9 protein-coding genes are annotated in these 14199 nt (G+C 38.6%); all 9 read left to right on the forward strand.

All coding sequences use genetic code 11. The annotated features are described in order from the left end of the window. The first annotated feature begins 18 nt into the window (after nt 1–18). The 9 genes from VCASEI_RS05225 (at nt 19) to VCASEI_RS05270 (ending at nt 13698) form a co-directional block, all read left to right on the forward strand. Entirely contained in the window at nt 19–549 is a 531-nt protein-coding gene (locus VCASEI_RS05225) for a hypothetical protein (protein ID WP_089110821.1), read from the forward strand. Then, nucleotides 543–1922: a DEAD/DEAH box helicase gene (locus VCASEI_RS05230; protein WP_089110820.1), complete on the forward strand. Its 1380-nt coding sequence runs from the start codon at nt 543–545 to the stop codon at nt 1920–1922. Before VCASEI_RS05225 ends, VCASEI_RS05230 begins: the two co-directional genes overlap by 7 nt. A 384-nt stretch (nt 1923–2306) precedes the next feature. Next, nucleotides 2307–3533 carry a TniQ family protein gene (locus VCASEI_RS05240; RefSeq protein WP_089110818.1) on the forward strand — a complete coding sequence of 409 codons (1227 nt, stop codon included), beginning with the start codon at nt 2307–2309 and terminating at the stop codon, nt 3531–3533. A 2-nt stretch (nt 3534–3535) separates the two neighbouring features. Further along, nucleotides 3536–5632, forward strand: a complete 2097-nt coding sequence (locus VCASEI_RS05245) for a type I-F CRISPR-associated protein Csy2 (protein ID WP_089110817.1) — start codon at nt 3536–3538, stop codon at nt 5630–5632. Between the two features lie 6 nt (nt 5633–5638). Beyond that, nucleotides 5639–6664, forward strand: coding sequence for a type I-F CRISPR-associated protein Csy3 (gene csy3, locus VCASEI_RS05250; protein ID WP_089110816.1), 1026 nt, complete (start codon nt 5639–5641; stop codon nt 6662–6664). 4 nt (nt 6665–6668) lie between these two features. Beyond that, nucleotides 6669–7280, forward strand: a complete 612-nt coding sequence (gene cas6f, locus VCASEI_RS05255) for a type I-F CRISPR-associated endoribonuclease Cas6/Csy4 (RefSeq protein ID WP_089110815.1) — start codon at nt 6669–6671, stop codon at nt 7278–7280. A gap of 519 nt (nt 7281–7799) precedes the next feature. Beyond that, a complete protein-coding gene (locus VCASEI_RS05260) occupies nt 7800–8048 on the forward strand; it encodes a hypothetical protein (protein ID WP_089110814.1) in 249 nt (82 codons plus the stop codon). A gap of 719 nt (nt 8049–8767) precedes the next feature. Beyond that, on the forward strand, nt 8768–9238 hold the full coding sequence (locus tag VCASEI_RS05265) for a hypothetical protein (protein WP_089110813.1): 471 nt from the start codon (nt 8768–8770) through the stop codon (nt 9236–9238). Between the two features lie 509 nt (nt 9239–9747). Next, complete coding sequence (locus tag VCASEI_RS05270; RefSeq protein WP_238321391.1) at nt 9748–13698, forward strand: NACHT domain-containing protein; 3951 nt, start codon at nt 9748–9750, stop codon at nt 13696–13698. Nucleotides 13699–14199 lie beyond the last annotated feature (501 nt).

Raw genomic sequence — 14199 nt, forward strand, 5'->3', positions numbered from 1 at the left:
GCGTATGGTTGCTAGTCTGTGTTAGAAAAAAAGAAAGAAAAAGAATTGGTCCGTAACTTTTTGAAAGAAAATGATTTAGTGAAATTTTCTATTCGGGAGCTAACGGATTTATTTTGTAAGGCTGGATATTCTTTTGATAGTCGAGAAAGAACTTACCAATATGTCTATCGGGGTTTATGCCGATTGGAATCTGAAGGTTGGCTGATTTCTGAAGGTGAAAAAAGAACCAAAAGATATTTAGTGGTCCACAAAGAAGAGTCTGAAAAGGAGGCTACTAATAACCATAACCTCGTCGATGTCAGGTGTGATGATGCTAATAAATGGCGAGATGATATGACAAAAGAAAGATCCCAAGCACAGGGAGAACTATCCATTCTTTTAGGTGAAATAGATGAGTATGTCTTTTTAATGCATAAATACCGTTCATTGTTTGATCAGATACAACCTCTACTTGTTTCCGCAAGAGAAGAATCAGCAAAATTATTAGGTAAAATAAATGCTTTATCTAATGTGTTATCACAGAACAATAACGGTTCAAAACTATGCTAAGAAAGTGGCAGTCTGAATGTGCCGATAAAGCGATCTCATTTTATAAAAATCAATGTAAACATTTCTTATGCCAGGCAACACCAGGTTCAGGTAAAACCGTGCTAGCCGCAGAGGTTGCTAAGAGATTACTGGATGAAAATAAAATTGATTTAGTGCTATGTTTTTCTCCTTCGTTGAGTGTTGCAGAAGGAATAAAAGATACATTTTCTTGGAAGTTAAACTGTGCTTTTAATGGAGGACTTGGAGCAATTGGTGCGTCATTCACTTATCAAAGTTTGGCTTATTTTCCTGATTCTTTTTGGCTGATGTTAAAAAGAAAACGTCTTTTTGTAATTTTCGATGAAATCCATCATTGTGCTGGTGATACGCCTGAGTCATCAAATGCGTGGGGAGAACAAGTTTTAGTTAAGCTACAACATGTGGCGGATTATACATTAGCGTTAACCGGAACACCGTGGCGTACAGATAAAGCACCTATTGTTATGGCTAAATATTCTGATCCAGAAGGACAAATTGTCTGTAACTATCAATATTCCTTAAAACAAGCGGTACAAGATGGAGTATGCCGGATACCGAAAATCACGCTAATAGATAATGATAATTTATCGGTAACTGAATCCAATGAAAGTAAGTCGTTTTCATCGATTCTAGATTTATTAAAGCATTCAGATTTATCTTATCAAAGCATTCTTCATAACGAAAAAGCGATGGATTACCTATTAGGTTTAGGGTGTAAAAAGCTCAATGAAATTAGATCAAAGATCCCAAATGCAGGGGGTTTAGTTGTAGCCTCATCCGTCGAGCACGCTAAAGTAATTCAACAAACACTCATAGAGAAGTTTCAACAAACCACTGAGTTAGTGACTTACAGACAAGAAAATCCATTAAAATTAATTGATGGTTTTAGGCACAGCACAATACAATGGATTGTCAGTGTTGGAATGATTAGCGAAGGAACAGATATTCCTCGACTGCAAGTTTGTTGTCATTTAAGTGCCGTGAAAACCGAATTGTACTTTAGGCAGGTACTTGGGAGAATCCTGCGAGTTAATCATAATGGCAATCAAGAGGCATGGTTATACACTTTTGCTGAAAGCAGTTTGGTGAAATTTTCCGAGCAGATAGAGCAAGATATTCCAGAGACTTGTATGTTTGCCAAATTTGATGATTTAAAGGGAGGTTTTATCTCAACCTTGGACACATCTAAACCAGAAATAGTATCACGGCTGGAGAAATTAAATATTTCTACTGTGAAATGGCAAGCGAGTGAAGTCAAAGCTGCATTAAAACATGGTAGGAGTGATTTAATATCTTATGAAAACGATTTGAAACTAGGCCAGTTTAAGCAAAGAATTATTGCTGCATTTGTATAAAATGAAATAGAGATTTGAGTCGAGATCATTATTACTCGGCTTTAAATTCTAAATTGGCTAGAAGCAACTGAGCGAGTTGTTGTGTTTAAAGATCGGCTAAGAACTGATAGCGTTGATCTATTCGAAGGTATTGATGAAGAGTCAATTGTTTCTGGAAGTAATGACCGTATTTTATGTTCGGATCTTGTAAATGCAAAGAGTCAAGGTCGTACAGAATTACAGTTCCGCGACACTTTGAAATATAACCAGTTTGTTTATGCGGTACGCTGTGAACTGTTGCTTGGCTGAATAATTTGACTGACTTAACATTTTTGAATTACTTGATGGTTAAATGAAAAAATTGGTCAATACTAAAACTTAGAATAACTAAGTTTTAGGTTGGCAATGAAATTTGAATTTACGTATTACCCAGACGAAACGTTCGAAAGTTTTTTACTTCGGTTGTCCCGATATCAAGGCTACGAGCGTTTTTCACATTTCGCGGAAGATATATGGCGCGACACACTTGGGCAACATGAGGCGATGGCAGGTGCTTTTCCCTTCGAGTTAAGCCGGGTTAACCTATTTCACGCAGAAACAACTAGCCAAATGCGTGTAAGAGTGTTGATGCACTTAGCCAATCAATTAGAGCTTAAAAGCTTTAGCTTGATGAAAATTGCACTAAGTCATTCCAAGGCAATATTCTCACCCGATTACAAAGCGGTTTACCGTAATAATATTGATTATCCATTTTCATTTCTAAGAAAAACCTTCACTCCTGTTTGTCCAGAATGCTTAGCAGAGGCGAGTTATATCCGTCAGCATTGGCAGTTTTTACCTTATCAATCTTGTCATGTTCACCAATGCAAATTATTGCACGATTGCCCTGAGTGTAACTGCCGCATTGGTTATCAATACTCTGAAATTATTGACCATTGTGAATGCGGTTATTGTTTCACTGACGCAAAAACAGAACCAGCAAGTGATGCTCAGCAGTCTGTGTCGCAGTGGTTACAAGTCAGTAGTTCAAACTCAAGCATGACGGAATCACAAGGCTTGTTCAGTTATTCATGTTCTATCTCTGAACGTTATGGGATTTTATTGTGGTACGTGAATCGATATGGCGAAGATAAGGATATAAATTTACAGAGTTTTATTGCTTATGCACAACAGTGGCCTCAAAGCTTTTTTTCTGATTTAGATCGTCAATTGGAAAAAGCGGAACTGGTTCGGGTTAAACCTTGGCATCAAACGTTTTTTAATGAGGCTTTTGGTTCGCTATTAAAAGATTGTCGCAGGCTACCTAATCGTCAAATTGCTCATAATAAAGTTTTAAGTACGGTTTTAGAGTACATGACAGATCTTGTCATTCGAAATCCTAAAGATAAGAAGTCCAATGTGGGGGATGTTCTATTAAGCTCTCTAGAGGCGTCTACGTTGCTTTCTTGTACTGTTGATGAAATCTATCGGCTTTATGAGTTTGGTGGAATTAAGGCAGGTGTAAGGCTTAAAATGAGCAGTAAGTTGGCAAGTCAGCAGTCAGTGTTTACGTTACGAAGTATCGTAGAGTTAAAATTGGCGAAAATGACTTCATCGGTTGATGGCTTAAACTTGTATCTCCCAGAGTGGTAAGGATGGTTAAATTAAAAGACTTAATCAATGAGAAGAATGAAGCTGACCGTCAAATTGTATTGAAGAAAGCCTTCATGCCATATTCTGAGCTAATAGACGTCGATGGTGATGAGTTTAATGCGTTAACCATTCTATTGAATTTATCGCTCAGCAAACCTGATTGTTCGAATTGGTTAGACTCTGCAAGAGCGAAAGGTTATCTCATAGATCCTAAGCACATTGATATCATTTGTAATGAAATAAAGTGGCTGCATTCCCATAACCTTAAATTTCCAGATTGCCGGGTTAAAGACCAGCGTATCATTGCTCATCCTTTACTTTGTGATGCCTCATTTATCTCTAGCGCTTATTTATCTCCGTCACTGGGATGGTCTCATAACTCTGCGGTGTATAAACACACGGTTTGGCTATTAAGTACCTTTATTTGGCAAGAAGAGATTTGCTGCTTGTTAGATTTGATTCGTAGATCTGAGTCACTATGGTTGAATCTTTTAAAACAGTTTGGCCTCAAAGCCGCTTCCTTAAAGCAATTACAACAAGCAATCACTTGTGATTTACCAGAGAAACCTGATTTTCCATCGGAAATAGACCGCTTTAGTAAGCAAGTTCGCTTTCCTTGGGAGGGCGATTATTTGTCCATCACACCTGTTGTGAGTCATGCAATTCAACTAGAGATTGAAAGGTTGGCACGAGATAAAAGTTCGGGGTTAAACTTTACAACTTTGGCTTTTCCTAATTCAGCTAGTATTGGTGATTTATGTGCTTCGGTAGGCGGTAATATGAAAGCTTTACATTACCCGCTAGGCTTGAATAAAGATCCTAAATCTACTTTCTCTGCTAGTAGAAATAAAACGGGCAAGTGGTTCGATGACTATCAATTAACCAATAGAAAATTTTGCAAAGTCTTAAGTCATTTATGCGGTTCTGAGTCATTACATACCGCCAAAAAGCAGCAGAGAGCAAGGCACTTTCAGTTGCGAATAGTAAGAAAGCAAATTGCGTTATGGTTATTACCGTTGATTGAGTTAAGAGATCACTTAGCTGCTGAAAATGAAGTGTCGCAAGTAAGTGATGATAATTCTGTTATAGCAGAGTTTCTTTATGGTGAAGAATGCAAAATCATTAAGCTACTCAATCCATTAAATCAATTATTACAGCAGACCCTTCAAAATAACCAATATTCTAGTCGTTATGCTTACCATCCGAAGTTGTTAATTCCTCTTAAGCAACAATTACAATGGATTTTAAAGCAATTAAGTAAGCCATCCGTTCCATCAGAGGTGACGAAAACTCAAGAAAATCAAGAGCAATACATTCATTTAAGTTCGTTGCGAGTAGAGGATGCGAATGCGATGAGTAGCCCATATTTATGCGGATGTTTGTCTTTAACCGCTATATGGGGTTGTATTCATCATTATCAGAGACAATTTAATCAATCCTTAAATGACTCTGCAGTATTTCAATTTCAAAGCGTGGCTATCTTTTATCGTAATGAGAATATCAAGTCATCTGCAAAACTAACGGAGCCTAGTGTACTCAAGGCAAAACGAACCATTTCTCAGGTTAAGAGGTCGACAATTCTTCCTGCAAGGACGGTGGATTTGGAATTTGATATTGTGATTAAGGTTCAAAGTAAGGGGTGTTTATCCGATTACACCAGACAATTGAAAGCGTCATTACCAAGTTCACTTGGCGGAGGTTCGCTATTCCAACCGAATCTTCATTCAAAGACTAATTGGCTTGAAACTTATCGTAGTCAAACAGACTTATTTTATCGCATTAAATCTTTTCCAGCCTTTGGTGCTTGGTTATTCCCTGAAGAGCAGCAACCGACAAGCTTTACCGAATTAACTGAGTTGTTATCAAGCGATGGAGAATTAATTCCAGTTACCAATGGGTTCCATTTTTTAGAACATCCCGCTGAAAGGATGAACTCGCTGACGGATTTACATGTTTATGCCGAAAATACGACAGGTGTGGCTAAGTGTGTGAGTGCTATAGATGTGCGTTTTAGTGGCCGGGATCACTTTTTTAAGCAGGCATTTTGGAAGCAAGAAAATAATGAGGCAACTATTCTTATTCAAAAGGATAAAAACTAGGTTGCTATGAAACTTTGTAAACAATTGAATTATGTTCGCTCTTTAAGTGCGGGTAAAGCGTGTTTTTACTTTGTTGATGCGCAAGAGAAAATTCAGCCAATCAGCATAGATAGAACACGATTAAGGGCATCTAAAGGCGATTATTCTCAAGCATATACTGGTGAATTGAAACGGAAGAATGTGGCTTCGTATGAATTAGCACAAGGTAACATCCATTACATTGAAGAATGTTACGTACCACCGACTGTGAATACCATTTACTGTTCATATTCATTGAGAATCAACGCTAATTCGTTGCAGCCCGAAATATGCTCAGATCCAGAGGTAAGGGCAATGTTAACTCAATTGGCCTCGCTATATGCTGAAAAAGGTGGCTATGAAGAATTAGCGCAGCGGTATGCAAAAAATATTTTATTAGGGACTTGGTTGTGGCGGAACAGAGCATGCCGATCAGTAAAAATTGAAGTTCTAAACAGTGAACAAGAAACGTTTATCATTGAAAATGCGTTGAAGTTGAGTTGGTATGGGCATTGGGATAAGCAGTCACAACAAGCTTTAAAGGGCTTAACCCAATACATCACGAAAGCGCTTTCAAATAATCAAGATTACTTTTATATGGATATCAAAGCCTCGATGAGTGTTGGTTGGGGGGATGAAATTTATCCAAGCCAAGAATTTCTTGATCAAAAAGAGAAAGGTAAGCCAACGAAAAAATTGGCAACAACACATCTTCCCAATGGTGATGAAACCGTAGCTTTTCATGGGCAAAAAATTGGTGCGGCTATTCAGTCTATCGACGATTGGTGGCAGGACAATGCAGATAAGCCACTTCGAGTGAATGAGTACGGTGCGGATAGAGAATATGTCATTGCAAGGCGACATTCGGCCTTGAATACGGATTTTTACTATTTGGTTAGCCAAGCAGAGCATTGGATTGAAACTTTGCTGAAGTCCGATGATATTCCTGATGAGATGCATTTTATTATGTCTGTTTTGGTTAAAGGTGGCTTATTTAATAGCGGAAAGGAATAGTTGTATGTCTGGCCGATATTTTTTTGTGGTTAAATTTCTTCCTGATTATGCTGATACCAGTTTGCTATGTGGTCGGTGTATCTCAATCATGCATGGTTTTATCAATAAAAATCCAACGGGAAAGAATGCGGTTGGGGTGAGTTTTCCATTCTGGACAGAAGAATCATTGGGTAATGCAATTGCCTTTGTTGCCGAAGATAAAGAGTTGTTGATTGGATTGTCGTTTCAGCCTTATTTTTCACTTATGAAGGAAGAGGGGTTATTTGAACTTTCAGCTGTATTACCTGTAACTGATGATGCTAAAGAGGTCAGGTTTATACGTAATCAAGCTATTGGTAAAAGCTTCCTAGGTTCAAAAAGGCGGCGAATGAAACGCGCACAAGATAGGGCTGAAAAGCTCGGAAACATTCAGCCGAATAAAGTTAATGAAGACCGTGTTTTTGATAACTTTCATCGTATACCACTTTCTAGTCAGTCTACCAATCAAGACATCATGCTTCATGTTCAAAAGGAAGAATGTGTGGATATTAGGCTAAACCACTTTAATTCATACGGACTAGCAACGAATCAAGCATGGAAAGGAACAGTGCCTGATCTGAAAAATACCATGTTTTAAGTATGTTGTTTATTATCTTGCAGAATCAGTGTCTTATTCGTTTTTTTGAAATACAAGGTACTTTAGGGTTTCTGGGCGTAATCATTTGAAAACAGGTGAAGTTATGACTATTTTCTATAGTGACCTGCCGAATAGGCAGCTAGAAAATGACCGCAACCCAGCGGGCGCACAAATGATGAGTGACCTGCCGAATAGGCAGCTAGAAAATCTACTGTAACTTGGGGTAAGACTAACGTAGTGTGACCTGCCGAATAGGCAGCTAGGAAAGTGGGTTTTGTTGATACCGTTGATAGCTATACGTGACCTGCCGAATAGGCAGTTAAGAAAAGGTCAGGAAGAAAGCATCCATGCCTGCTGATAAGCAGTAAAACATATAAGGGTAACCCTACTAGGTGTTGATTAGTAGGGTTACTTTTTTCATGGAATTTATAGAGTTACGTGGGCCAAAATTGTTGAAATTATATTTTATCTAATAAAATTGACTTTATATTGGATCATTTTTGAGTTGAGAAGCATATTATGCGCAAAAAACAGTTATCAGAAAAAGAACTGTTTGAGGGTATGACCCCTTATACTGCACATGCTGATGAAATAGCCATTACTACCTTAATTGAATTAGGAACTGAAGCTTCTGAAAGAGATTACAGGATGGCTTTAGAGATAGTTGATGTCATATACGATGCCGAGCCCGGTACACCTGAAGGTGTTGAGCTTGAACAGCTAGCTTTATTTGTTGAAGAGTATGAAGAAAAACATTATCCGATATAACGATATAAGTGGAGTGAGCAGTGTTTTTCCTCTTTTTAAAGTGCAAACCTTGCTCACTCACTTCCAAATATCGCCCTTTAATAAACGACAAGAGCCACATTATGTGGCTCTGTCACGCATTATCTGTAGTAAATACAGTGGCATTGAATATTCGATACGCAATGCGGGTTTAAATTAGTACAAATTAGAGGATGTTGATATTAAGTAATAAAAATTCATATTAATTACAGCGACCTCATCGGTACGCTGTCATTTCTAAAACGTTTTTTGCCCCAAAATGCGTTAGCTAATAACCTTGCAACGGCTACAATGATTTTATTTTTCCATATATTTTCTCATGCTACATGTTGCTAATCCTGTATAGCTTAAAATTAGAATAGCTGTTTTTTTTAGTTAGAAAGCTAGGCATGATGAATCAGAGATATAGCTCCGGCTTTCGGTTGGTTTTAGAGTCTGGTTAAATACACAGCTCTTTATCACGAGTTGGCTTTTGTGAACTATACGGATTGTTTCCGCATTTTATGCTGAGTGAATATAGTGAATATGAGATAAGCTCATACTTTATGAATAAATTGAGTAATTTAGCTTTTTGAATGAAAAAACGAATGGAATGATAGACGGAAAGATTATACGGATTTTTCCGTCTATAAAATTGTTAGCATTCATTCAATGATTAGCTTTGCTCAATTTCTATGATAAGTAACACAAGAGAGAATAATATGTCTGGTACAGAAAAAAAAGTTGCTATAGTAACTCCTGCTCATAAGAAGATAATTATGCTCACAAAAATTGTAAAAGTTGTTAGCCCAATGGTTAATAGATTTTGGCTAATTCTATTTTCGATACTAATTTTTCTAGTTTCATACTTTTCAGCTTCTTTTGTCGTTGGCAGTGCCTTGGTTACAAAAGCAGGGGTGATTATTACTGTTTTTGGCTTATTACTTACTTTGAAGCACAATTTTCTGTTTAAAAATTCTGATGCAATTTTAGCGTTACAAGAAACTGAGGGGGCGAGCTTAAAGTCGGTGTGGGAAGGCTATGCTGAGTCTGATCATAATGTCCAAGAAACTGCTGAACGTTTATCAGATGAAGTATATGGATTTGGCTTAATTATTTTGGGGTCATTAATTGGTGCTTATGGTGATTTATTGCCTTTTTATAAACTTGTACCTATAGCAGTCTGTCCATAAGTGCTTACAAACATTTAAGGCTTCAAGATACTTTTCCTAATATGATAGAAGCGTTTTGATGCGACAGATCTAAAATGCTTCTGTCCAGAAGTGTGCTGAGGGGCATGAAACACGAAAATGCCCCAAAGTTTGTTAGTGTTAATACTCCCACGAGATTTTTTATTCGAGTTTTCTATATAAAAACTAATGTGTGTTTAACGGATAAGACAGAACTCAGTACACCTAATAGGTGATTCTGGAGAGTAAAGTGTCAACTAATTGTTGGGAAGTCACTAGACACTCCGCAAGCTTTCTTTACATAGGCTATCCATAACAGACTGATTATAAAAATATTGCTCAAAGACATTACTTAAAAACTCTGTTAGATTTTCTGAGTAATTCTACACCTTTTTACCTCAGGAAAGTGACTGCTGCTTATGTATTCGAAGCTATATTTACCGCGTAGACTCTCAAGTGAAAGCAAGACTTTCTCGGAAGTAGAGCTCTTAGCTTTTTCAAGTTGCGTTGTCGTGTTAGCCGAACCTGGAGGTGGTAAAACCGAACTTCTTGGAAGTTTGGCTCAACAGTTGGGTACATCTTCATTTACTGCAAACATGTTCGTACAATTAGGTGCTAAGCACGAGAATACACCACTTGTGATTGATGCTTTTGATGAACTTGCCAAAATTGATCAAAGTGGCATTCATAAACTTCTGGCAAAAATAACGATAGCTAAGCCCACCCATGTCGTTATTTCTAGCAGATCTAGTGAGTGGGATATAGCTGCCACAAATGCAGTTAAGAGTTTTTTGGGAATTGAACCATTAGTGGTTAGGCTTTGCGAGTTTGGTGATTCTGAACAACGCGCTATTTTTGAGCACCATGCCCCAGGAGAAGACTTCACTAGATTCTATTCAGAAGTAAGTAGATTTGATCTGGAAGCCCTTCTGCCGAACCCCCAGTTCCTGAAAATGTTTGCTGACGCTTACCTTGAAAGCGAAAGAAACTTTGCAGATAAAAAATCTATCTTCAAACTTGCAGTGGAACGATTAGCTAAAGAAGTAAGTCAAACGTCCTCAAGAACCAGCCTATCACTTTCCGCGAGTCAAAAAGTCGATATTTCGTCAGAGGTATTTGCCAAACTGCTATTGTCTGGAGCAGAAGGGGTAAGCGTCAGCGAATTCGAAGAAAACCGCATATATCCTATGCTTACATCACTTGTTGGTAGCGAACCATCAGTTTTCAATGTCCTTTCTACTAGGCTTTTCAAGCCAGGGGATAGTACTGACCAACACCGTCCTGTCCACAAAATAGTAGCTGAGTATTGTGCAGCCGCCCACCTTACAAAGCGAATAGTAGACCCTGCAGATGCCCTAACATTACACCAATGCCTACCAATTATTGCGCCGAACTCTACCGTAAGAGATGAACTTCGTGGACTACTGGGCTGGATGGCTGCTTTGGGGAATAAGGCTGTCCAACATGCTGCAATTGAACTCGACCCTTACGCAGTCCTTGCAAACGGAGACCCTTCTCAGCTAGCCCCCTCATCAAAGCAATTACTTTTGTCTAAACTGAAGGAAATCGAGGAAATGGATCCATATTTTAGGAGAAGCGATTTTTGGCGTAGGTTCAGTGTTGCAGGCTTTTTCACAGAAGGTCTTATCGTAGATACCAAAGCACTGCTTAACCGCCAAGGCGATGGGCACCTACGTAATTTAATTCTTGAACTATTGATTGAATCTCCTATTGCTCCCCTATTGACCGATGAGTTACGTCAGATCCTCCTGGAGCCTCAAGAAGACAAGTATAATCGTATTTATGCAATGAAATGTCTTTTGGATTGTACTACTTATGATCATGAATCAGATTTGACGAATCTTTTATCTGAAGCCACTCCAGCGTCACTTGAGGTGGCAGCTAAAGGAATGGAGAGCCTTGATTTCAATGCGATCGGATTAACGTTTCTCGAAAAGTTCTTTTTGGCTTGTGCAAATTTATATCCAAGCAATAAGCTTCAACTAGAGCGAGTAATTGGAGCTCGTTACTTTATACAATCTCTAATTCTCAGATTAGATAAAGAAAATGTCGAGCAACTGCTAGATGCATTAACTCGAGATCTTACCTGTATCTGTGGTTTAAAATCATATGAATGCGGTTGTCGAAACGGTATAAGTAAGATTGTCGGCTATATGCTGGACCATTATTTTGATATGGCACTACCCCCTTATGAGCCATTGCGCGTTTGGGGCTGGGTTGAAAATTTAAACTTCCATAGAGGTATGGGGCCCAAAGACAGTAGATCTGTTCAAGTAATATATGAAAATAGCGAGTTACGACAAGGTATTCTTACTCATGTTTTCAGCGGGATAACGGAGCGTGACCAAATATTTGAGATTAAGATGCATAAGTTCGATCTTCACTCACACTCAGGCCTCTGCTTATTTAATGAAGACTTTAAGTTTATAGTTGATCTAGCATTTGATACAGATAACCCTGAACTATGGGGGAGTTTTATTGCGAGACATAATAGACACCGTAAGCCAGAGGAAAGAGGCCCAGATGATTTGCGACGCCACATGCGAATTCAGGCATTGGAGAAGCCGATGTTTATGCGAGAGTGGGTTAAATGCAATAGGGCTGATTCGCTACTTGCGAAAGAAAACTATAAACGATGGGGAGCTAGAAGTAATCGAATGTCTCGCCGCTATAAACAGCGACAAAGTGATATCTATGCCGAAAACATTCAATATATCCAAGAAAATCGAGAACTAGTTGAGAGTGGTCGTCATTGGGGATGTTTGGTTAATTTTGCCCAGACCGTGCTTACTGAACCAGAAGAGGTTGCTCTTAAATTTGGCAACGAGGAAATTGTGAAAAGCGCTCTTAAAAGTTGCCATGAATTCATTGAACCAGAAGTTCCTAGCTTAAACAAACTGGCTGAATTGCGATGCTCCTCCAAGGGGTTATACGTTGAAACGATCCTTTTCGCATCTTGCATTGAAATAATGCGTGAATACGGAAACTTAGACAGCGTTAAGCCAGAATTACTCCTAGCTCTAAAGACCAACTTCAATGTTCGATATGATGCGGTTGACGAAACCGAGTTCGACGCTCTAAAAGCGGAAGCTAATCGATTACTTTTCCCTAATAATGAATCAATTGAACAGTTTCTCCGTTCCTATGTCGAACCTCAGTTAGTAGATTCCCAGTGCTCTCATCCGAGAGTAGATATGTTGAAGTATGATGAGATATTTACACCCTTGCGGACAAAGTTACCAATTGAATGGCTTGAACGTTTCGATGAGTTAGGTCTTTACGCGCTTGATATGTTGTTCGATCTCGCAGCGCAGTTTGGAGATAGAAATAATCTGAATGAAATAATTCTGACTCATTGTTCTAATTTTTTGTCTAAGTTTCCCAAGCTGACAGATGATGAAAAGATCGAAGAAAAGCGCAAGTTTTGGTTTGTTCGAGCCTTCTATTTTCTGGATTTAGAAATAGCGAAGCCATATTTTGATTGGCTTAAAAGTGATAGAAACTCACTGCTTCTGTTTGAGGGCCGCTCAAGTAGAATGAGTCGAGACAGTTCTTCTTACTGGCCAAATCTAACATCTACTAAGATAGAATCGATGTTAGTTGCTTTCTTCAATCAATGGCCGAAGGTTCACCTTCCTAGCAGTTCGGGAACTGGAAGCCCAGTGGGAGAAACTGCATATCGTTTCCTCACTGAAATTATTTGGTCAATAGGTAGCGATACACCTGAGGAAGCAATTCCCGTCCTTAATCGCCTCATTCAAGATCACAGTTTTAGTGATATTCAGAGAAAGTTGAAAAGCATAAAAGCTGAGCAGCTGCGGAAAAAAGCGCTGAGAGATTTCGAGCCACCTATTCCAGGAAAAATTGTGGATTTATTGGACAATAACGCTGTTGTTACAGTGGAAGGATTACGACAACTTGTTCTTCAAAAACTTGGAGAATATCAGAAGGATATAGATGGTGGGGAATTCAATGCTGCTACGAGATATTACACGAAAGATGATAACGGGAAAGTTATACACCGAAATGAAGTTAGCTGTGTTGAGATAATTGCCGAACGTCTGAACTTAGTACTTCACCCACAAAGTATTACTATTTCGTCTGAACATCAGACTAAAAATCAAAATAGAATTGATATAACAGCAGAGAAAATGATTGGAGGTAAAAGGCGACTACTCGTAATTGAAGCTAAAGGGCAGTGGCACAAGGATTTGTATACAGCGGCTTCCGCTCAGTTGCATCAACGCTATTCAATTCACCCTGATGCAGAACAGCAAGGTATATATCTTGTCATATGGTTTGGTGCCAGAGAAGCTATTGCTGGGCGCAAAAATAATGATATTACTTGTGCACAGGCTCTCAAATTGATTATTGAAGAAAGGTTGCCACAAGAGATCAAAGGGCTGATAGATGTATTTGTCTTAGATGTCTCACTTTCCTAATGTCACTAGAGTTTGAGATTATTTTAGATAGTGAATTGAATAGTCATCTAGCTTTTAGACTGTAACAAGCCCCTTTTTCCCAATTTCAGCTTATCCGAAACCATCGGCTTAGTGCGCAAATCTAAGCCGTTTCTGTCCAGAACCTTGCTGAAGGGGGGCGTAACTCGAAATTGCCCCATTGTCATTTTCACTCATTAAATTGCTTGTCGTCCTGTTTCGAAATTTCCCTCAATAAAATTCATGTGAGGGAAATATATGTGATTGCACAATTATTCATTGAAGGTGAGTAGTTAGAAATCGGTTGCCCGGAGATATGCTGAAGATGATTTGGAGTCACTTCGGGACAAAAGCGACTTAGATAAAAGCCCTATTTCTTTGAAACTTGAGTCTTAGATTTTTGATTTATGCAATTACACGCACAGAAATGAAAAGCGAAGTTGATCACCTAATTAAAAAATATTACCTTGTGAGTGCTTTACGCGAAAGGCGTGAAGGGCTGTG

This window comes from Vibrio casei, from assembly GCF_002218025.2.
In the GTDB taxonomy this organism is placed as follows: Bacteria; Pseudomonadota; Gammaproteobacteria; order Enterobacterales; family Vibrionaceae; genus Vibrio; species Vibrio casei.